At 63.7% G+C, this 19,521-nt stretch carries 18 protein-coding genes; 12 read left to right on the forward strand and 6 right to left on the reverse strand.

Going from position 1 to position 19,521, the window contains the following annotated elements; all coding sequences use genetic code 11:
* Window positions 1-5: 5 nt before the first annotated feature.
* The 4 genes from IPL79_09485 to IPL79_09500 are packed head-to-tail and all read right to left on the reverse strand — an operon-like array spanning window position 6 to window position 6,498.
* A complete protein-coding gene (locus IPL79_09485; protein MBK9071216.1) occupies window positions 6-1,268 on the reverse strand; it encodes a DUF3341 domain-containing protein in 1,263 nt (420 codons plus the stop codon).
* Between the two features lie 21 nt (window positions 1,269-1,289).
* Window positions 1,290-2,690 carry a polysulfide reductase NrfD gene (gene nrfD, locus IPL79_09490; GenBank protein MBK9071217.1) on the reverse strand — a complete coding sequence of 467 codons (1,401 nt, stop codon included), beginning with the start codon at window positions 2,688-2,690 and terminating at the stop codon, window positions 1,290-1,292.
* A gap of 12 nt (window positions 2,691-2,702) precedes the next feature.
* Complete coding sequence (locus tag IPL79_09495; protein ID MBK9071218.1) at window positions 2,703-5,807, reverse strand: Fe-S-cluster-containing hydrogenase; 3,105 nt, start codon at window positions 5,805-5,807, stop codon at window positions 2,703-2,705.
* Window positions 5,808-5,856: 49 nt separating this feature from the next.
* On the reverse strand, window positions 5,857-6,498 hold the full coding sequence (locus IPL79_09500) for a cytochrome c3 family protein (protein MBK9071219.1): 642 nt from the start codon (window positions 6,496-6,498) through the stop codon (window positions 5,857-5,859).
* A 312-nt stretch (window positions 6,499-6,810) separates the two neighbouring features.
* Between IPL79_09500 and IPL79_09505 the strand changes: the two genes are divergently transcribed.
* The 3 genes from IPL79_09505 (at window position 6,811) to IPL79_09515 (ending at window position 9,471) form a co-directional block, all read left to right on the forward strand.
* Window positions 6,811-7,182: a hypothetical protein gene (locus tag IPL79_09505; GenBank protein ID MBK9071220.1), complete on the forward strand. Its 372-nt coding sequence runs from the start codon at window positions 6,811-6,813 to the stop codon at window positions 7,180-7,182.
* A gap of 73 nt (window positions 7,183-7,255) precedes the next feature.
* Window positions 7,256-8,416, forward strand: coding sequence for a 1-acyl-sn-glycerol-3-phosphate acyltransferase (locus tag IPL79_09510; GenBank protein MBK9071221.1), 1,161 nt, complete (start codon window positions 7,256-7,258; stop codon window positions 8,414-8,416).
* Between the two features lie 35 nt (window positions 8,417-8,451).
* Complete coding sequence (locus IPL79_09515) at window positions 8,452-9,471, forward strand: zinc-binding dehydrogenase (protein ID MBK9071222.1); 1,020 nt, start codon at window positions 8,452-8,454, stop codon at window positions 9,469-9,471.
* Window positions 9,472-9,491: 20 nt separating this feature from the next.
* On the opposite strand, the gene msrA is transcribed toward IPL79_09515, so the two are convergent.
* Both msrA and IPL79_09525 read right to left on the reverse strand, forming a co-directional pair.
* Window positions 9,492-10,019: a peptide-methionine (S)-S-oxide reductase MsrA gene (gene msrA / locus IPL79_09520; GenBank protein ID MBK9071223.1), complete on the reverse strand. Its 528-nt coding sequence runs from the start codon at window positions 10,017-10,019 to the stop codon at window positions 9,492-9,494.
* Window positions 10,019-11,017: a hypothetical protein gene (locus IPL79_09525; protein ID MBK9071224.1), complete on the reverse strand. Its 999-nt coding sequence runs from the start codon at window positions 11,015-11,017 to the stop codon at window positions 10,019-10,021. Before IPL79_09525 ends, msrA begins: the two co-directional genes overlap by 1 nt.
* 92 nt (window positions 11,018-11,109) lie before the next feature.
* On the opposite strand from IPL79_09525, the gene IPL79_09530 reads away from it, so the two are divergent.
* The 9 genes from IPL79_09530 (at window position 11,110) to IPL79_09570 (ending at window position 19,521) form a co-directional block, all read left to right on the forward strand.
* Window positions 11,110-11,544, forward strand: a complete 435-nt coding sequence (locus IPL79_09530; GenBank protein ID MBK9071225.1) for a hypothetical protein — start codon at window positions 11,110-11,112, stop codon at window positions 11,542-11,544.
* Window position 11,545: 1 nt separating this feature from the next.
* Entirely contained in the window at window positions 11,546-11,836 is a 291-nt protein-coding gene (locus IPL79_09535) for a hypothetical protein (protein ID MBK9071226.1), read from the forward strand.
* Between the two features lie 21 nt (window positions 11,837-11,857).
* Window positions 11,858-12,856: an NAD(P)H-binding protein gene (locus IPL79_09540; GenBank protein MBK9071227.1), complete on the forward strand. Its 999-nt coding sequence runs from the start codon at window positions 11,858-11,860 to the stop codon at window positions 12,854-12,856.
* 5 nt (window positions 12,857-12,861) lie between these two features.
* Complete coding sequence (locus IPL79_09545) at window positions 12,862-13,491, forward strand: CPBP family intramembrane metalloprotease (GenBank protein MBK9071228.1); 630 nt, start codon at window positions 12,862-12,864, stop codon at window positions 13,489-13,491.
* Between the two features lie 76 nt (window positions 13,492-13,567).
* Window positions 13,568-13,909, forward strand: coding sequence for a PilZ domain-containing protein (locus IPL79_09550; GenBank protein ID MBK9071229.1), 342 nt, complete (start codon window positions 13,568-13,570; stop codon window positions 13,907-13,909).
* Window positions 13,910-14,001: 92 nt separating this feature from the next.
* Complete coding sequence (locus tag IPL79_09555) at window positions 14,002-15,822, forward strand: glutamate mutase L (protein MBK9071230.1); 1,821 nt, start codon at window positions 14,002-14,004, stop codon at window positions 15,820-15,822.
* Window positions 15,823-15,889: 67 nt separating this feature from the next.
* Entirely contained in the window at window positions 15,890-17,005 is a 1,116-nt protein-coding gene (locus IPL79_09560; GenBank protein ID MBK9071231.1) for a hypothetical protein, read from the forward strand.
* Window positions 17,002-18,555, forward strand: a complete 1,554-nt coding sequence (locus IPL79_09565) for a hypothetical protein (GenBank protein ID MBK9071232.1) — start codon at window positions 17,002-17,004, stop codon at window positions 18,553-18,555. The genes IPL79_09560 and IPL79_09565 overlap by 4 nt, the downstream gene beginning before the upstream one ends.
* A gap of 30 nt (window positions 18,556-18,585) precedes the next feature.
* Entirely contained in the window at window positions 18,586-19,521 is a 936-nt protein-coding gene (locus tag IPL79_09570) for a hypothetical protein (GenBank protein MBK9071233.1), read from the forward strand.

Genomic DNA, 19,521 nt, shown 5'->3' on the forward strand with positions numbered 1-19,521 from the left:
TTGGTCTAGGGAAGCTGCGAAAGTTGAGCGGGGGGCACGTCGCCTTGCGACGCGTTGGCGGCGCGTTGCAGCGCGCGGGTGTAAAGCACGATGGCCCAGCGATCGGCGACCGCAATTTGCTCCTTGTAACCGGCCATGGTGTTGAAGCCATTGGAGATGGTGTTGTAGAGCTGGCCGTTTGGCATCTTGATCACGACGCTGTCGGCGGCGACGAGGTTGCGCGCGGCCCAGGCGCCACCGAGCGCGGCAGCGCGCTGCGGAATGGCGCCATTGCCTTGCCCATCAAAGCCATGGCACGGCGCGCAGTAGATGTTGTATTGATCGCGACCGCGTTGCAGCGTGTCGGCACTCGGCGCCACCTGGCTCGGCAGCCCGAGCAGCCACTGCTTGCTGCCGTCGGGCGAGGCTTGGAGGCCGGCGTAGTAGGCTTCATCCGCGTTGGCCGCGCCGCGCGCGACGGTGCCGGCGATCGCGCCGCGGTTGCCACGCGTGTCGCCAAACAGGTCGAACTGGGCGTCCGACTTAACCTTTTGCTGAAAATCCATATCCGAGATGACGTGGTAGTGCGGCTCGCGCGAGGTGGAGTTGCGTGCCTTGGCGATCAGGGCAAAAGGCACCAGCGAAAACGCGATGGAGGTCGCGATGACGGCGTAGATCCACTTGGGGACCTGGCGGGTTTCCGGGTCGGGATCTTTGAAGCACTCCTCGACCTGCAGCGCGCCGGCGCCGGCAAGCAAGGCCGCCGTCTCTTCGCGCGAAAACTTGGCGTCCGCCGCCTCGATGGCGAGGAAGAAGCTGTCGTCGGTGGCGCGCACAAAGCGGCCCATGCGAAACAGCGGGTGCCACACCTGCGGCAGCTTGTTGAGAATCCACATGCCAAAGAAGGCCGAGAAGACCGACATCAAGATCGTCGTCTCGAACGCCACCGGGATGTTGGCGGGAATCGAAAAGAACGGCTTGCCGGCGACGATCCACTTCCAGTCGTAGGCATTGGTCCACCACTGCAGCAAGAGGCCAAGCCCCAAGCCGGTGAGGCCACCGCCAAAGACGATGAGCGGCAGGATGGTGCGCTTGATGCCCATGGCCTCATCGATGCCGTGCACCGGAAACGGGCTGTAGCAATCAAACCCCTGATAGCCGGCGTCGCGCACCTTTTTGGCCGCCTTGATTAGCGCGCCAGGCGTCGCGAACTCGGCGAGGACGCCATAAAGCTCGCCTTGGCCGCCAGCCGCAGCGTTCGATGTTGTTTCGTTAGATGTATTGGTCATAGCAAGCTCCACGCCCATACGTTAGTGGTGGTCCTTGCCAGCGTGAGCCTCTGGCAGGGTCGCCTTGACTTCGGCCATCGCGATGGCGGGGAAGAAGCGCAAGAACAACAAGAACAAGGTAAAAAACAGGCCAAAGCTGCCGACCAAGGTCGAGATATCGATCAGCGTCGGCTTAAAGGTACCCCACGCGGAAGGGATATTCGCGGTGCGCTGCAGCGTCGAGACGATGATGACGTAGCGCTCGAACCACATGCCGATGTTGACCAGGATGCAAACGCCAACGATGAGCCACGGATTGGTGCGGAACTTTTTGAACCAAAACAGCTGCGGGGCGATGACGTTACACGACACCATCGTGATGTAGCCAATCGCCGAGGTGCCCATGGCGCGGTTAAGGAACGTGTATTGCTCCTGTGGGTTTTGGCTGTACCAGGCGATGAAGAGCTCGATGCCGTAGGCGCCGCCGACCATCATGCCGGTGGCCATACAGATCTTGCACATCACCTCGATGTGGGCCTGCTTGATGATGTGGTGCAGGCCAAACAGGTAGCGCGCCGGCACCATGAGCGTGAGCACCATGGCAAAGCCCGAGAAGATGGCGCCGGCCACAAAGTACGGCGGCAAAATCGTGGTGTGCCAACCCGCGAGTTGGGCGGTGGCGAAGTCAAAGGAGACGACCGAGTGCACCGAAAGCACCAGCGGCGTCGCCAGCGCGGCGAGGATGAGATAGGCGCGCTCATAGCGGTGCCACTGCCGCGCCGACCCGCGCCAGCCGAGCGATAGGATGCCATAGAACACCTGCTGCCACTTTTGCGTCGCGCGATCGCGGAAGGTCGCGAAGTCCGGCACCATGCCCATAAACCAAAACAGGATCGACGTCGTCGCATAGGTGGAAATGGCGAAGACGTCCCACATCAGCGGCGAACGAAATTGCGGCCACATGTACATGTCATTGGGATGCGGCAGCATCCAGTAGGCAAACCATGGGCGGCCGGTGTGCAGCAGCGGAAAGATGCCGGCGCAGGCGACCGCGAAGATGGTCATCGCCTCGGCGGCGCGGTTGATGCTGGTGCGCCAATCTTGTCGCAGCAAGTACAGCACGGCGGAAATCAGCGTGCCGGCGTGGCCGATGCCAACCCAAAACACGAAGTTGGTGATGTCAAACGCCCAACCGACGGGGTTGGAGTTACCCCACACGCCGATACCAACCGTTACCACGTAGACGATCGACGCCACCAGCACGCCGAGCATGGCGAGCGAGATGGCCATGGCGATGTACCACCACTTGCCCGGCTTGGGCGAAAACGCGAGGTTGGCGACATCGGTGGTGAGCTTCGCAAACGCGGGGCGCACATCACCGTGGTCGTGGCCGCCACCGTGGCCGTCGTCGGCGTTTTGGATTGTTGCTTCAGCAGTTGTCATGGCTGGTTCCCCTTAGTGGTGTGCGGCGGGCGCGTGGCCGGCGGCACCGCTGGCGGCCGCGGCGAGTTTTGGGTGTGGGTTGCGCAGGCGCGCGAGGTAGCGCGTGCGCGGCTTGTTGTTCATGTGGCCGAGCAGCTCGTAGGCGCGGCGATCCGCGATGAGCTTCGAGACGCGGCTGGCCTTGTCGTTGATGTCGCCAAACACGATCGACTCCGACGGGCACGCCGCCTGGCAGGCGGTGACGATGTCGCCGTCTTGCACCTTGCGGCGCGCGTTCTTCGACGTGATCTTGGCGGCCTGAATGCGTTGCACGCAATACGTGCACTTCTCCATGACGCCGCGCGAACGCACCGTGACCTCGGGATTAAACAGCAGCTTGCGCACGTTATTGCGCGCCTCTTGAAATTCCTTGTGCCACTCGAGGTAGTTGAAGCGCCGCACGCGGTAGGTGCAGTTGTTCATGCAATAGCGCGTGCCGACGCAGCGATTGTACGACATGTCGTTGAGGCCCTCATCGGAATGGATGGTGGCGCCAACCGGACAGACTTGCTCGCACGGCGCGTTCTCGCAATGCTGACAGCCGAGCGGCTGATGTACAATTTGCGGATCGTCGGCGGGGCCTTGGAAGTAGCGATCGATGCGAAACCAGTGCATCTCGCGATCGCGCTTGACTTGGTCCTTGCCCACCACCGGCACGTTGTTTTCAGACTGGCAGGCGATGACGCAGGCGTTGCAGCCGGTGCAGGTGTTGAGGTCCACCGACATGCCCCAGGCATAGCCTTCGTATTGGTGCTCGCTAAACGGCGACGTACCGCGATCGGGATGACTAAAATATCCGACATCATGTTCGGCGGAGTAGTCGGGCTTTTGGAATTCGGCGAGCGTGGCCTCGCGCGCCAGATCTGGCACGAACTGCGCGACGCCGATATCTTCGCCCATCTTCTTGCCGCGGGCGTCATCAAACCCATTGCGCAAATCCCAGTGCTCTTGCACGTTAGCGAGTTCGAATGCCTTGCCGGTGGCCGTGACGCTAGCGCCGACCACGGTATTGAGCGCGTTGCTGGCGCGAAGGGCGTAGGTATTAAAACCGACTGCCTTCTTGCCGTTGCCGCCGACGACGCCGGCCATGGTGCGGCCGCCGCCGAGCACGAGTGCAATGCTTGAGCGGGCTTGGCCGGGCATCGTGTACGCCGCGATCTCGAGTTCGCGACCGTCGACCGTCACCTTAATGAGGGTGTCGTTCTTGATGCCAAGTTCCTTGGCCGTCGACGGGCCGACGAGCGCGTAGTTGTCCCACGTCACCTTGGTGAGGAAATCCGGCGACTCTTGCAGCCAGCCGTTGTTGGCAAAGCGGCCATCGTACGTATTTGACGAGGCGACAAACGTCACCTCGACCTTGCCACCGGCGAGCACGCTATCGGCGAGCTGGGTCTCGGTGAGCGGCGCGGGCGCGAACGCCACCACCGAGGCGTCTTGCACGTGCGCATACGCGGTGCCGCCGACAAAGCCGTCGTGAATCGCCTGGCGCCAGGTGCCAAGAGGCCCCGCGATCGCGACAAAGGTGGTCTGCACCAATGCCATGCCGCCTTCTTCTTTGCCCAGCATGAGCGAAATGAATTCGGCAACCGAGAGCCCGCTGTATAGCGGCTGGATCATCGGCTGCGCCAAGGTGTAGGTGCCGTCCCACGTGCGGGCGTCGCCCCACGCCTCTAGGTAGTTAGCGCGCGGCACGTGCCACGTGGTCTTGCTCGACGTTTCGTCGAAGTATTCGGAGAGATGAATCGAGGTCTTGACCTTGGCCAGGGCGGCCGCGAAATCAAGATCAACCGGGGCATTGTACACCGGGTTGCCGCCAAGGATGAGCAAGGTTTCGACCTGGCCGGTGCCGATGTCGGCGACGAGCTGGGCGATCGACTGCGCATGCGAGACGCGATCGGGCTCGGGGTCTTCGAAATACGACAGCGTGGCTCCAGGCGCGGCGATCGCGGCATTGATCTTTGCCACCAACGCATGCACGTCGGGCGACTGCCTCCGACCCGCTGCGAGCACGGCGTGGCCGCGCTGCTCACGCAATTCCTCGACCAGCACGGTGAGAAACTGCGACACTTTTTGCTCTTTGAGAAAGCCGGCATTTGGCGCCGAGCCACCAATAAGCAAGGCATCGAGCGCCATGAGAAATGGCAAGACAAGTTCCGAACGCAGCGCCAAGCGATGGTCCGCCATCGCGCCCGTATTGGTGAAGGCGCTCTCGACCGACCACAGCCGATTCATTTGGCCGTTGCCAAGCGACGAGTTGTCAGGATTACGCGAACGCGCAAAGTCTCGGCTGTAGCGCACCGAGGCGGGGTGCTCGCCAAAGAGATCCGCATCAAGCGTGATGATGGACTTGGCCTTGTCGAGGTGGAGCATGGCGCGCAGTGGGCGGCCAAACGCCAGCTTGGTGCCCATGCGCTCGTTGTCGAGTGAGAGCGGCTCGTACTCGTGCCAGATGGCGCCGACCATTTGCTCGGTCAGCTGCTTTTTCATCGCCGCGACGGTGGGCGATGAGCTGGCCTCGGCGAGCACGCGCACCTTGGCGCCACCGGCCATCAGCGCCGCGCGGTTTTCGCCCAGCCATAGCTTGAAATCGCCAAGCGTCGCGCCTTTGCCCGCGTTGCGGGCCGAGTTCGAGCGGTCGGGATCATAAAGGTTGAGCACGCTGGCCTGCGCAAAGGCGCTGGTGCCCGCGTGCGACTTGGTGGCTGAATTCACGCCACCCGCCGCAAACGGATGAGTGTCGTTGCCACCTATCTTGATAGGGCGGCCCTCATAGGTCGTGACGACCAACGGCTCGGTGGCGCCCGCGAGGTCAAACGCCGAGGCATAGCGTTGCGTGGTGCCAGGCACCTGGTCTTCAGGGCGGCGCGCCAAGGGCACGATGAATTCTTTTTCGTAACGCTTGCAGCCTGGGCCGGCGACGCCGGCAAGCGCCATGCTCGCGCCCATGAGTTGAAAGAAATTGCGACGTGACAGCGGATCGCTGGTCTCGCCGCCATGGGTGGGGAATTCGTCGCTTGCTGGCAGCGCACCGTCGCGCTCCAACTCGGTTAAGCTTTTCCACTGTTTGGGCTGTTCCATGACAGGTTCCTTACGTATGCATTAGAAGTTCGCTGCCGTTTTGGTCGGGCTAGCGATGACAGGTCGAGCAGTTTTGCGGTGGATTGATGTTGAGCTGCGAACGCACCATGGCGCTCTCGCCCGGCGCGGGCGTGTAGCCCATCAGCGTGACGTTTTCTGGCTTGCGCAGGTTTGGCTCGGGGTTGCGATGGCAGTCGAGACACCACGCCATGGTCAGCGCCTTGGCCTGGTAGACCTCCACCATCTGATCGACGCGGCCGTGGCATGTTTCGCAGCCGACGCCGCGGGTGACGTGCGCGGAGTGATTAAAATAGGCGTAGTCGGGCACGTCGTGCACGCGGACCCACGCGACCGGCTCGCCGGTGGCAAAGGCGGTGCGAATGGCGGTTAGCTTGGGGCTATCCTTGCGCACACTGTTGTGGCAGTTCATGCACGTCGCCGCGGGTGGCACCGACGCCTTGGCCGACTTATCGACGGTATTGTGGCAATACCGACAATCTAGCCCAAGCTCACCGGCATGCAGCGCATGACTATAAGGTACGGGCTGCTCGGGCATGTAGCCGATGCGAATCGCCTCGGGCGTGACGCCGTACGCGACGAGCGCCACAAGGTACACGGGCGCGCCAAGTACGAGAATTCGCACCCATTTTTTGAAGGTTTCTGTCCACTCTGGAAAGATGAACCGCGACATGAAATACACCTACCTAAGAAGCGAGGTTTTGGCTGAGGATTAGCGACATGACACTCCACAAAAATGTCTGTATTCGCAAGGTATTAGCCACAAATAGGGCGCGATCGCGGGCGTTTTTCTCCCGCGGATTGGTCGCCGTGTCCCGAGCATAGTCACGCCCCATTGCGAGTGGGTTCTTACAGTGATTGCAGCAGTTTAGGATGCGGCAGATCGGCGCAGGTCGCCGCCTTAACGACGGTGCGGCTCGCGCGGCGACGCCTAACGCGACAAATCACCGCACAACCGCGAGCAAAGTTGACGTACGTTCGCGGGATGTCGACGCGCAAGCCAACGCTGAGCCCAGTGCCAGTGCCCACCCAGGTCGTGAGCGAATACACACCCGGGAGCGAGCCGCCGGTGATTGCGCGGGTGATGGTGGAAATTCGCAGCGATGGCTCGCGGACCATCGCGCGCGGGGCCATGGAGGATTTGATTTCTGGCGAAAACGTGGCAATTGAGGCCCGCGGTTCAAGCCTTCTTAATGTAGCGCTGCAATTGGCCGGCTCGATGAGATCGTTGCCGAACCTCATTCGCGGACGGTCGCCTGCAGCGGCGGAACTAGCGCCTGGTGCGACGCCTGGTGGCTTGCGCAAGCGCGACAAGATCCGCCAGCACGCGACCAATATTCTATCTAAATTCAAATAGTTATGCGCTGATTGTCGGCGCCGCATGCGATTGTTTGCCACACCCGCGACAATTTGGGCTACGTCTCCTATCCATGCCGCATTCTGACGGTCTAGCTAGATCTGAGCGAGCTTCTACGGCGGCTGGGGCTACCCCGATTGGCTATCCTGCGAGGCAACCTGCCGCGGCGCCAGGTCGGACGGCTCGCGGGACGCTGGCTAGCTCCCCGACGCAAACTGCCACGTTTGAAGACGCGATCCGCCGCGAACCATTGATAAGCAAGCTCGCGCGGCGCGCGATCACGATTCCAGGACTCATCCTGGTGACCGCGCTATGGCTCGTCGCCGGCGCGGCCATCGTGCCGATGGGGGTTGCGATCGACGTGCTTCGCGGCAAGCCGCAACTGATCGCTCGCTTTTGGGCCATCCTCGCCGTCGTGCTGGTTGGCCAGCTCCTTGGCATGCTCGTGCTTTACGGCGCGTGGCTGCTGTGTGGCTTTGGGCTGGCGAGCCGCGCCTTTGCCGCGTGGAATCATAAGATCTTAGGCGGCTGGTCGCGCGCCAACGTTAGCGCGTTGGCATGGATCTACGACATGTCGTTTGAGATCGAGGGCGCGCATCTCGCCAAGCACGGCCCAACCTTATTGCTCTCGCGCCATTCGTCGATCATCGACACGATCGTGCCGATCGCGGTGCTTGGCTGGGGACAAGACATCGGCTTCCGCATCGTGCTCAAGCACGAGCTGCTATATTCGCCGCCCGTGGACAGCATTGGCCATTGTCGGCCCGTGGCCTTTGTGCGCCGCGGCGCCGGCACGCTGGCGCACGAGCTCGAAAACATCGCCAAGCTCGCGCGCGGGCTTGGCCGCAATGAGACCGTGCTGTTTTTTCCCGAGGGCACGCGCTTTACGCCCGCCAAGCAAGCCCACATCGTCGCCAAGCTCGCGGGTAAGCATCCCGAGGCCGCCGCGGCCGCCGCCGCATTGCGCCACGTCTTGCCGTTTCGCCCCGCCGGCACGCACGCGCTGATCGATGCCGCACCCCACGCCGATTTGCTCTTCTGTGCCCACACGGGGTTTGAGGACTCGGCGCAGCTGGAGGACTTTATTCGCGGTGGCCTGTATCAAAAGCGCATCAAGATCAAGTACTGGCGCGTCGCCGCATCCGACATCCCTGCCGATCACGCGGCGCGAGAGGTGCTGCTAAACCAGCACTGGACGGCGATGGATAACTGGGTCGAGGCGAACCGAGCGTAGCCACGCCCTTGGCGACCCCGACAGAAAAATTGACCATGAACCATTCAAGCCTCGTCTTACAAAAGCACGGCTTCGATCGCGTGCTCGTAGCCACCGCCACGCCACCGCGGCCGCCGGGCCGAGGTGAGGTGGAGATCGCCGTCGCGTACTCTGGCGTTAATTTCGCCGATGTCGTGATGCGGCTGGGCATGTATCAAGATGCGCCGCCGATGCCGTTTGTGCCAGGATATGAGCTCAGCGGGACCATCGCCGCCGTGGGCGAGGGCGTTACGGGGTTCGCGGTTGGTGATCGCGTGATGGCGGGCACCTACTTCGGTGGCTATACCTCCCGCGCGACCCTCCCCGCGGCCAACGTGTTTCCGCTGCCGGCACACCTCACCCTGAGGGAGGGCGCCGCGTTGCCGGTCAGTTTTTTCACGGCCCACATGGCGTTTGGCGAGATGGCGCGGGTGCGCCGCGGCGATCGGGTGCTGCTGGATGCCGCCACCGGTGGCGTTGGCGTCATCGCAACCAAGCTGGCCGTTGCGCAAGGGGCCACGGTGGTTGGGCTCACCACGTCGCCGAGCAAGAAGGCCTTCATCGAGGCGCTGGGCGCCACGGCGTACACGCACGCTGAATTCGACGCGGATGCCAGCATCGACCGCTTTGACGTGATCTTGAACGCCGCGGGCGGCGCCTCGATCAAGCGCCAAAGTGGACGGCTCGCCATTGGCGGCCGCATCGTGTGCATCGGCATGGGCTCGGCGATCGTCGATGGCAAGCGCAGCATGGCGCGGCTGGTGTGGATGGCGCTGCAGACGCCGCGCGCCTCGGTGCTTAAGCTCTTTGGCACCAGCACCGGTATTTTTGCGCTCAACGTTTTGACGGTGATGCGCGACGAGGCGAGCTTGAAGCGCCTGACCGCGGCGTTTAGCGAATTTGCGGCGGGCGACATCCGGCCGCACATTGGGGCGGTGGTGCCGTGGCGAGACGTCGACGCCGCGCTCGACATGCTGGCGCACAAGCAAACCACGGGCAAGGTGCTGCTGCAGTGGGATGCCGACGCGCCGAGCTAGGGTTGCCCCAAGCGCGCCGCTCAGTCGCGCATGAAGTGACAGGAGTAGCCGTCGGGATGCTTCTGCAAGTAATCCTGATGATAAGGCTCGGCGGGCGTAAAGGGGCCCGCGGCGACGACCTGCGTTGCGATCGGTGCAGGCCAGCGCCCGGCGGCGTTCACGCGCGCGATCACGTCGTGCGCCGCGAGGCGTTGCGCCTCCGAGAGATAAAAGATGGCCGAGCGATACTGCGAGCCGACGTCGTTGCCTTGCCGATCGGGCGTCGTCGGATCGTGCATGCGAAAAAACCACCGTTCCAGCAGGTCGCTAAAGGTCAGCCGGCTCGGATCGAATTCGATGCGCACGGCCTCGGCGTGGCCTGAGCGACCGGTGCGCACCACCTCGTAGGTTGGATTGGCCACGGTGCCGCCCGTATAGCCAACGTCGGTTTGGACGACGCCCTCGATGCGGCGCAAGAGTTCCTCCATGCCCCAAAAGCAGCCGCCGGCGAGCAGCGCGATCTCACGCGCGGCTGGCGTCAGCGTGGGTGGTTGCCCGGACGTGCTCATCAGAGCGCGATGCCCGCCGAGATAAAGACGCTGACTTGGCTGGCCGAGGCGTCGACGCTATCGCAAGCGTTGGTGGTGGGCACCGCGGTGCACACCGCATTGGTCGACGGCGCGTTGTCCCGCGAACGCCCTTGCGGCGCGTAATCCACCGCGGCCGTGGCGGTAAATCGCGCCAACTCGAAGCGCAGGCCAAACTCAGCGCGCTGCCGCACGATGGCGTTTTGATCGCGCAACACGAAGTTCAAATTGTTGTCGGCGTCCGAGCCAGGATCGAGAGGATCGATATTCGGCGTGCCCTCGAGCACCTGTGAGCGCGGCACGATAAAGACCAAGCCGTAATTAAAATACGGGTCGACGCGAAACGTGCCGGCGATGCCGAGGTGCTTGGAGATCGTGACATCGATCGCGCCCACGGTGAGATCGAGATCTTGGGCGCCGTAAAGCCGCGAGCCCGCGAGGCGAAGCGCGATGGACGGCACCGGCGAGTCGTGAAAGCCCTCGTAGAGCGCGAACTTGAGATAGGCCTGCCCGGCGTACATGCCCGAATTTTGCACGTGCACCCCACCTAGCCCAATCTCGGCGCCAGGCGCGGGAAACCACAGCCCCTTGCGGGCAAACAGACCGACCGTGCGTAGCTGCGACGCGCCGTGGGAGGAGCCATCACCCGCGCCGGGATTGGTGCTGCTTTCGAGCACGCGCCAATAGCTCTTGTCGTGCGAGATCGAGGTTTGGCCCGCATCGACCGTAAACTCAAAGCCGCCAAAACCCGTGGTATCGGCGCCGTGCAAGACGCGCGGCGCGAGGACCATGCCCAGCTCCGAGGCAAACGCGCGAAATTCGTGGTTGTGGCCCAAGATGCCAGTGACGACGTCGGCGCCGTCGATCTGCTGGGTGCCAAAGCGCGAGAGGATAATATCGTTGCGATCGGCCGAGGCCTCGATGCCTGGCAGCATGACGAGCAGGCTTACCCAAGCGGCAAGATATGGGCGGGCATCCATGGACGGCCATTATATGTCGAAACCTTCGCGCGTGGGGCGCCGAGGCGAGATATCGACCGCGCCGGCGCGGTCCGGCATGCTAGGCTGCGCGCGTGAACGCGCCCGATGCCAGCGAGCTCGCGTGGACGGCGCACCCGGCGCGCCGACGCCCACATCACGTCGCGCTGCTGATCGCGATCACGCTGTTTGCGGCCTACGCGGTGCTGGTCGCGCTGCAATCGTTTTTCCTGTGTGGGCTTGCGATCGCGATCTTGTTGGCGTCCACGGCGAGCTTTTGGCTGCCCACGCATTATCAACTCGATGGCGAAGGCGTGCGTGAGCGCCGCTGGGGCCGGCGACGCAGGCGATCGTGGGCGCAGATTAGGCGGCTGGTGATCGGGCCGCAGGCCGCGCTCATTTCGCCGTTTGCGCGGCCCCATCCGCTCGATCGGATGCGCGGGTTGATGATCTACTTTGATGGCGGGCCGCGCGATGAGATTGTTCGACGCTTGCGCGCGCACGCCGCGCCACCTGCGCTACAACCCTAACATGGCTGAAGCGACCATCGACCAGCTTGAGGCGGGCCTCAGCGAAGACGAACGCGCCCTGCTCGACCAGCTCGCCGACGGCATTGCGCAGCGGCGGCTGACCACGGCGGCCATTTTTTTTGTCGAATCGGTAAAGCCCCTGGAGCAGGCGACGTCGCAGCTGATGTTGTTCTTTCGTCCCATCGTCACCGCGATCTGGAGCGATCCGGTGCGTTGGGACCTGGCCCAGGCGATCTTGGAGCGGCGTGGCTCGCTCGAGCTTTTGCTGCGCCGGCTTGAGGCGCGCGCGTAATCGACGAGCTACGGTGTGGGCATGCCCGTGCCGACACCCCTAACGATCTTGGTGACAGGCGCCACGGGCTTTGTTGGCAGTGCGCTGCTCCCGGCGCTGGCTGCGGCCGGCCACACCGTGGTGGCGGCGAGCCGGCGACCGCGACCGTCGCCTGATGCGGCAGGGATCTTGTGGCGTGTGTGCGACGTCGAGCTGCCATCGACGTTGGCGCCCGCCCTGCGAGGCATCGACGTCGCCTACTTCCTCGTGCACAGCATGGGCGAGCACGGCGCCGACTATGCCGCGCGCGATCGCGCCGCGGCGAGTGCCTTTGCCGAGGCGGCGGCGGCGGCCGGCGTGCGGCGGCTGGTCTATCTCGGCGGCCCGATGCCGGCCGGCGCGCCGTCGGAACACCTGCGCAGCCGCATGGAGGTTGGCGAGGTGCTGCGCGCCGGGCGCGTGCCCGTGGTCGAGCTGCGCGCGTCAATGATCGTTGGCGATGGCAGCGCGTCGTGGCAAATCGTGCGCGACCTAGCCATGCGCCTGCCGGCGATGGTGTTGCCGCGCTGGCTCCGCTCGCGCACCTGCCCCGTCGCGCTCGACGACGTGATCGTCGCGTTGTGCCGCGCGGCGGACGTGCCGCTCGCGTATAGCGAGTGGTTTGATATCCCCGGCCCCGAAACCCTCAGCGGCCGCGAAATCCTGCAGCAAATCGCGGCGCTCGCGGGCCGCAAGATCCATGCGCTTGAGGTACCGCTGCTGACACCACGGCTTTCGGCGCTATGGCTGCGCCTGGTAACGAGCACCGATTTTGCGTTGGCACGCGAGCTGGTGATGGGGCTTACGAACGACATCCTGCCGCGTGATGCGCGCTATTGGGACCTCATCGGCCACACCACGCGGCTGACGTTTGCGCAGGCGGCAACGCGCGCGTTTGCGAGCGAGGCAACCCGGCCGAGATCGACCCGGCGGCTGTCGCGGGTGGCGGCGGCGTGGGAGCGCGCGCTGGCTGGTCGCCACGGCGAGGCATCGCAATCGTGACGCCCATGACCCTGCCAATTGGCGTGGCCGTGTTCGCGTGGACCGCGTGCTTTGTCGCCTTGCGCGCTTACGGCGCCTGGTGGCAATTTGCCGTTGTGGGCGTCACGTTTGCGGCGTTCGCGACGTGGCGCGATGCGCGCACGCGGGCGATGCTGCGAGTTACCTGGCCCCACGTCGCGCTAGGTTGCGCACTTGGGCTGGCGATGGCAGGGGCGACGCACGTCGGGTATCGCGTGCTCGTGCAGGTGTGGCCGGCGCTAGCAGAGGCCACGTCGTCGTTGTTTGCCGCGCTGCACGTGAGCGGCTACGCCACGGCGACGATGACGTGCCTTATCGTGGTGGTTGCCGCGACCGAGGAATTTGTTTTTCGCGGCGTCGCGCTTGAACCCGCAACCGCGGGCCAGCGCGACTCGCCTGCGCGTAGCGCGCCATTGGCGCGCGTGGCGTTGTCGGCTGGCGTTTATGCGCTGACCACCGTGCCGCTTGGCAGCGCCTTGCTCGTCGCCTGCGCGTTTGGGTGCGGCCTGATTTGGGGCGCGCTGCGGTTGGCGACGGGCTCCCTAGTGGTCGCGATGCTCGCCCATGTCATCTGGGACCTCGGCGCGCTTGTGCTGTGGCCGCTGCAAACCAATTAGCCCGGCGGCAACCTCGCCTGCGAGAAAATTGGCCACGACCGTTTGCCGGGGGCGGGACCCCACGTACCATAATTAGGTGATCTTCAAGCCTCGTGCCTTTGTACGCTTTGCGATCCAATTACCCGCGACGGCGTCGCTGCTGCGATCTGCCGTGCCAGGTAACGTGCTCAACTTGTCACAGGCTGGCGCGCTCTTCGAGTGGAATGCGCCGCCACCGCTCACGCTCGTGGTGGGCGCGCGCTTTGAGTTGTCGTTTTTGATCGAGAAGCCCGAGCCCGTACGCATCAAGACGTGGGTCACCGTGCGCTGGACCTCGCCGACCGGCGTTGGCGTGCAATTCGATGGCCTGCATCAGCACGAGGCCGAGGCCGTGAGCCACTATTTGGCGACGTTGCCGGCGACCAGCGCCCGTTCATAAGCGACATGTGAAGGCCCCGGCCGCGGCGTGCCAATCGCTACGCCCCCGACTTGCTGTGCTAGGTTCGCCGCATGGCGGATCCGCACGGGCATATGACCTATCCACAAATCGACCCTTCCAAGATTCGCAGCGTCATTGCGACGGATTGCGGGTCGACCACGACGAAGGCGATTCTCATTGAACGCAACGAGGCCGGCGAGTATCGCCTCACCGGGCGCGGCGAGGCGCCGACCACGGTCGAAGCGCCGGTCGAGGACGTCACGCGCGGAGTGATCAACGCCGTGCGCGAAATTCAGGAATTGCGCGGCCGCAAATTTTTGGCGCAGCAAGACGGCAAAGACCGCATCATCACGCCGCAAACCGGCGATGACGGCTGCGACATTTATATTTCAACGTCGTCGGCGGGCGGGGGCCTGCAGATGATCGTAACCGGCGTGGTTAAAAAGATGACGGCGGAGAGCGCGGCGCGCGCGGCGCTCGGTGCCGGAGCGATCGTCATGGACACGATTGCCACTAACGACAAGCGGCAAGTTCACGAGAAGATTGAGAAGATTCGCCAGCTGCGGCCCGACATGATCTTGTTTGCGGGCGGCACCGACGGCGGCACGCGCAAGCATGTGGTCGGCGTCGCCGAAATGCTGCGCGCCGCTGAGCCAAGGCCACGCTTAGGCCAAGGTTTTGACCTACCCGTGATCTACGCCGGCAACCACGACCTGCACGGCGAAATTGAAGGCATCTTGGGCGGCCGTGTTGCGCTGCAATTTGTCGAAAACGTGAGGCCAACGCTGGAAGAAGAGCATTTGGCGCCGGCGCGTGACGCCATCCACGAGGTGTTCATGGAGCACGTCATGGCGCAGGCGCCGGGCTACGGCAAGCTGATGACGTGGACCGCGGTGCCGATTATGCCAACGCCTGGCGCCATGGGCCTGATGATCCAAACCCTCGCCGAGCGCGAGCGCATCAACGTGGTCGGCGTCGACATCGGCGGCGCCACGACGGACGTTTTTTCCGTGTTCGACGGCACGTTTAACCGCACCGTCTCGGCCAACCTCGGCATGAGCTATTCCATCTCCAATGTGCTCGCCGAGGCCGGCATCAGCAACATCCAGCGCTGGGTACCATTTGACCTCAACGAGGCCGAGCTGCGCGATCGCATCGGCAACAAGATGATCCGCCCCACCACCATTCCGCAGACGCTCGACGAGCTCAAGATTGAGCAGGCCATCGCGCGTGAGGCGTTGCGGTTGTCGTTTATCCAGCATCGCCAATTCGCGGTTAAGTTGCGCGGGGCGCAGCGCGCCACTGGGATTAGCTCGGCGTTTGAGGACGGCGATTCCAATTCGCTGGTGAACATGATGAAGCTTGACTTGCTGGTTGGCTCGGGCGGCGTGCTGTCGCATGCGCCGCGCCGCGAGCAAAGCATGATGATGATGATCGATGCGTTCGCCGTCGAGGGCGTCACCGAGATCGCGGTGGACTCGATCTTCATGATGCCGCATCTCGGCGTGCTGTCGACGGTGCATCCCGCCGCGGCTACCGAGGTCTTTGAGAAGGACTGCATGGTGCGCCTGGGTACCTGCGTCGCGCCAGTGGGCGGGCGCGGCGGCGACGTGCTGCAGGTTGAGTTGCGCTATGCCGATGGCAGCAGCAAGCGCGAATCCTTGCGCGAGGGAGATCTCAAGATGTTGCCGCTGGGCGACGGAGAAACCGTGCAGGCCACGTTGTCGCCGGCGCGCGGCGTCGATATCGGCGGCGGCCCCGGCGAGGCCATCGTGCGCGCGCTGCGCGGTGGCGCCTGCGGCTTGGTCTTTGATGCGCGCGGACGCCGTCCGATGGTGGTCCCGCAAGAACACGCGGCGCGAGTTGCGGCCTCCCAGCGCTGGGCGAGCGCGCTCTCGATGTATCCCGCGTAAGGCGTATCCCGCGTAAGGGCCCCTAAGGCGTTGCTTTGATTAATCTTGTGTGTATTCTGCCGCGACGATGAGCGACGCCTATACGCCCGGCCTGACGGTGACTCGCAAGGCCACCGTGCGCAAGCTGCGGCAGTTACCGCTCCCGGGAACGGTGCTCGCCGCGGTCGGACAAGCTGTCCGGTCTTCGGACATTATCGCGCAGACCAACTTGCCGGGCAAGGTGGCGCTAATGAACCTCTCGACCGCGCTCGGGGTGATGCCCGACGAGGTGGCGACGCGGCTGACCAAAAAGCCAGGCGAGGCGATTGCCAAGGGCGAATGTATCGCGCGCAGCAGCAGTTTTTTTGGGATGTTTAAAACCGAGGTGCCTGCGTCAGTCACCGGCACGCTCGAGTCGGTCTCGGCGATTACCGGCATGGCGATGCTGCGCGAGCCGCCGGTGCCGGTGCAAGTTAGCGCCTATGTCGACGGCACAGTGGTGGAAGTGATTCCCAACGCCGGCGTGGTCATTGAAACGCAGGCCGCGTTGGTGCAGGGCATTTTTGGCCTCGCCGGTGAGGTGACCGGCACGATTGCCGTGGTGGCCAGGACCCCGTCGCAAACGCTTGATGCCGCGGACCTCACCGCCGAGCACAAGGGCAAGGTCCTCATCGGCGGCGGCCGCTTAACGCTTGCCGGCTATCGCAAGGCGATGGAGGTCGGCGCCGCGGCGATTGTGGTTGGCGGCTTTGCCTACCAAGACGTCAAAGAAATCCTCGGCTACGACGTTGGCGTTGCCATCACCGGCACCGAGGCGCTGCCGACCACGCTGGTGGTTACCGAGGGCTTTGGCGACATCGCGATGGCGACGGCTACCTTTGAATTATTGACCAGCCTGTCGGGGCAAGTCGCTTCCGTCAACGGCGCGACGCAAATTCGCGCCGGCGTGATTCGGCCAGAAATCGTCGTGCCGCATCGCGAGCAAGGGGTTGGCGTGGCGGCAGCGGCGGCGCTGGGGTTAAGTATTGGCGTCGACGTGCGCTGTATCCGCGCGCCGTATTTTGGCCGCATCGGAAAGATATCTGCCCTGCCCTCGGCACTCACGACGATGCCGTCGGAAACCAAGGTGCGCGTGCTGGAGGTGGACTTTGGCGGCGAGAAGGCCATCTTGCCGCGCGCCAACGTGGAGGTCATTGAGCAATGAGTCGTCAACGTACTGGCACGCATTTGCTGTTAGCAGCGCTCGCCGCCACCGCGCTTGGCGCGTGCAAGCAACCCAAGGCGCCGCCGACCGCGGCAGAAATTAAAGTCGACTGCGCCATGGCGCAGAAAAAGCAAACCGCAGAGGAGCGCGCCAGCCAGCCAGTGCGCTGGGTGCTCGAAACCGGCTCGCCCGGCAACGATGACGGCCGACATCTCTCGCTGACGTGGGCGCGCTGCCATCCGCCGGCACCGGGCAAGGTGCTAGTATTTCGCCGCGTCGCGTGGCCCGGCGAACCCGCGCAGGCATCGCGCCTGGGGTATATCGCGGGCAAGGACGGCGTTCCGGCGCTGAGCGCGGCATTTTTGCGCGGCGCCTTTCCTTCGACGGAAACCGCGACGCCATCGCCGCCGCCGCCGATTGGGCAGCCGATGGCGGTTGAGGCTGAGGCGGCTCCAGCCGCAGACGAGGCCGCGGCGAGCGGTGATTTGATGCTGCTCGATCCGCAGCATGCCCTGGTCGAGGGCAATCGCTACGGCGTATGGACGCTGCTACGCATTGCCGACGCCGGCGGCCAGTTTGAGCCCGAGACCATCGTCGATGAAATCAATCCCGATCACCGCTATGTCTATGTGGTGGCCCCCGTTGAGCCAGGTCCGCTTGAAGGATCGGTCACCAAATTTCCCGAGTTCGCCGTACAGACCGCGACGATGGTGCCTGCCCCTACCTGGTTTCATGTTGGGCGGTGGTTTTATCTCGCCATCATCGCACTCGTCGCCGTGGCGTTTTTGGTCTTTGTGCGCATCGCGCGTCAGCGCGGCGCCGACTTGTTCGTGCGGCGCATCGCCGCGATCGATGCCATCGAAGACGCTATCGGGCGCTCGACGGAAATGGGACGCCCGGTGCTCTACGTCACGGGCCTTGAAGAAATTCAAGACATCCAAACCATCGCGTCGCTGCTCATCTTAGGCCACGTGGCCGAAATGACCGCCACCTATGACACCGACATCAAGGTGGGCAATACGTATCCGCTGACCATGGTCGTGGCCGAAGAAATCGTCCGCCAAGGCTATGCCAACGCCGGCCGGCTCGATGCGCACCGCCCTGAAAACGTCTTTTTCGTGACGTCAGAACAGTTTGCCTTTGCCGCCGCGCTCAACGGCATGATCTTGCGCGACAAGCCCGCGACCAACATCTACTTTGGCAAATTCTACGCCGAATCGCTGCTGCTCGCCGAAACCGGCTTTATCACGGGAGCCATTCAAATTGCCGGCACCGCAGAATTCACCCAGTTGCCGTTTTTCATTGCGGCCTGCGACTACACGTTGATCGGCGAAGAGCTTTACGCCACGTCGGCGTATCTTTCGCGTGAACCCTCGCTGCTCGCGCAGCTCAAGGCTGGCGACGTGGTCAAGGCCGTGGCATTTGTGCTCATCGTCGTCTCGGCGGGGCTCGCCACATGGCATGCGATCAAAGAATCGCGCAAGCCACCCGCCGAGCGCTCCTATGACACCCCGACCGCCAACCTTCCCAAATGGCTCATGCCGAGCTGATTCGCGCCATCTTTAACCTAGAAACCTCCTATGCTGAAGAAAACGCTTCCCATCATCATCGGCTGCCTCATCGGCATGTATGCGCTCGTAGAATTCTACGTGCCGCACTACCACGCCAAAGAGTTGATGAAAGAAATCCTCGACTACGCCGCCATCCTAGGCGCGGCGGCATTCGTGCTCGGCGCCATCAACGTGTTCCAGGTGTCGTGGCCCAAGATTCGTCGCCGCGAGGAAGACTGGCAATATAAAGTTGTCATGCTGGTTGCCGCCTCGGCCATGTTGCTTGCCGGCGTGAGCTGGGAAGCCCTGCGTGGCAAGGACGATGCGCCGGTGGTGCAAAAGACCGCGAGCGCGACCTCGGCGCTGGTAATCGATACCGAGCCTGGGGTCGAGGTGACGGTCAACGGCCGCGCGCTTTCACCTGACTACCTTAAGGAACTGGGCGGCGATGCGCAGGCGTTGACGCGCGGCGAGGCGGTAACCCTAGCGGTGCCGGCTGGCGAGTATGCGCTTGGGTTCTCGCGCCGGGCTATCGGCTATTCCGCGCCCAGCAGCACCGTCGTGCTGGCTGCCGGTGAGCGCGCCGCGGTGCGTGCCGTGCCATCGATGCAATGGGGCAAGGATGGCCGGGTAAAAACGTGGCTCTACGATTACGTGTTTGCCCCGTGCAACTCGACCATGTTTGCGCTCTTGGCATTTTTTGTCGTGTCGGCGGCATTCCGCGCCTTTCGCGCCCGCAACACCGAGGCGGCCTTGCTGCTCGGCTCGGCCATCTTCATTCTCGTCGGCATGGCGCCATTTGGTCGCCTTATTTCGGATTCGCTCCCCGATATTGCCAATTGGATCATCGAAATCCCCAGCAACTCGGGCCGGCGCGCCATCATGATGGGCGCGGCCATTGGCGGCATTGCCACCGGCTTGCGCATTATCCTAGGCCTCGAGCGTTCGCACCTGGGAGAAGGCTAA

The organism is Myxococcales bacterium, from assembly GCA_016716835.1.
GTDB lineage: Bacteria > Myxococcota_A > Polyangia > Haliangiales > Haliangiaceae > JADJUW01.

Bases quoted from the DNA above. Each gene is read 5' to 3' on its own strand.
- IPL79_09525 (MBK9071224.1), bottom strand. From the start codon at position 11,017: ATGGATGCCCGCCCATATCTTGCCGCTTGGGTAAGCCTGCTCGTCATG.
- IPL79_09545 (MBK9071228.1), top strand. From the start codon at position 12,862: ATGACCCTGCCAATTGGCGTGGCCGTGTTCGCGTGGACCGCGTGCTTT.
- IPL79_09560 (MBK9071231.1), top strand. From the start codon at position 15,890: ATGAGCGACGCCTATACGCCCGGCCTGACGGTGACTCGCAAGGCCACC.
- IPL79_09565 (MBK9071232.1), top strand. From the start codon at position 17,002: ATGAGTCGTCAACGTACTGGCACGCATTTGCTGTTAGCAGCGCTCGCC.
- IPL79_09500 (MBK9071219.1), bottom strand. From the start codon at position 6,498: ATGTCGCGGTTCATCTTTCCAGAGTGGACAGAAACCTTCAAAAAATGG.
- IPL79_09570 (MBK9071233.1), top strand. From the start codon at position 18,586: ATGCTGAAGAAAACGCTTCCCATCATCATCGGCTGCCTCATCGGCATG.
- IPL79_09535 (MBK9071226.1), top strand. From the start codon at position 11,546: ATGGCTGAAGCGACCATCGACCAGCTTGAGGCGGGCCTCAGCGAAGAC.
- IPL79_09555 (MBK9071230.1), top strand. From the start codon at position 14,002: ATGACCTATCCACAAATCGACCCTTCCAAGATTCGCAGCGTCATTGCG.
- IPL79_09505 (MBK9071220.1), top strand. From the start codon at position 6,811: ATGTCGACGCGCAAGCCAACGCTGAGCCCAGTGCCAGTGCCCACCCAG.
- IPL79_09515 (MBK9071222.1), top strand. From the start codon at position 8,452: ATGAACCATTCAAGCCTCGTCTTACAAAAGCACGGCTTCGATCGCGTG.
- IPL79_09495 (MBK9071218.1), bottom strand. From the start codon at position 5,807: ATGGAACAGCCCAAACAGTGGAAAAGCTTAACCGAGTTGGAGCGCGAC.
- msrA (MBK9071223.1), bottom strand. From the start codon at position 10,019: ATGAGCACGTCCGGGCAACCACCCACGCTGACGCCAGCCGCGCGTGAG.
- IPL79_09510 (MBK9071221.1), top strand. From the start codon at position 7,256: ATGCCGCATTCTGACGGTCTAGCTAGATCTGAGCGAGCTTCTACGGCG.
- IPL79_09485 (MBK9071216.1), bottom strand. From the start codon at position 1,268: ATGACCAATACATCTAACGAAACAACATCGAACGCTGCGGCTGGCGGC.
- nrfD (MBK9071217.1), bottom strand. From the start codon at position 2,690: ATGACAACTGCTGAAGCAACAATCCAAAACGCCGACGACGGCCACGGT.
- IPL79_09540 (MBK9071227.1), top strand. From the start codon at position 11,858: ATGCCCGTGCCGACACCCCTAACGATCTTGGTGACAGGCGCCACGGGC.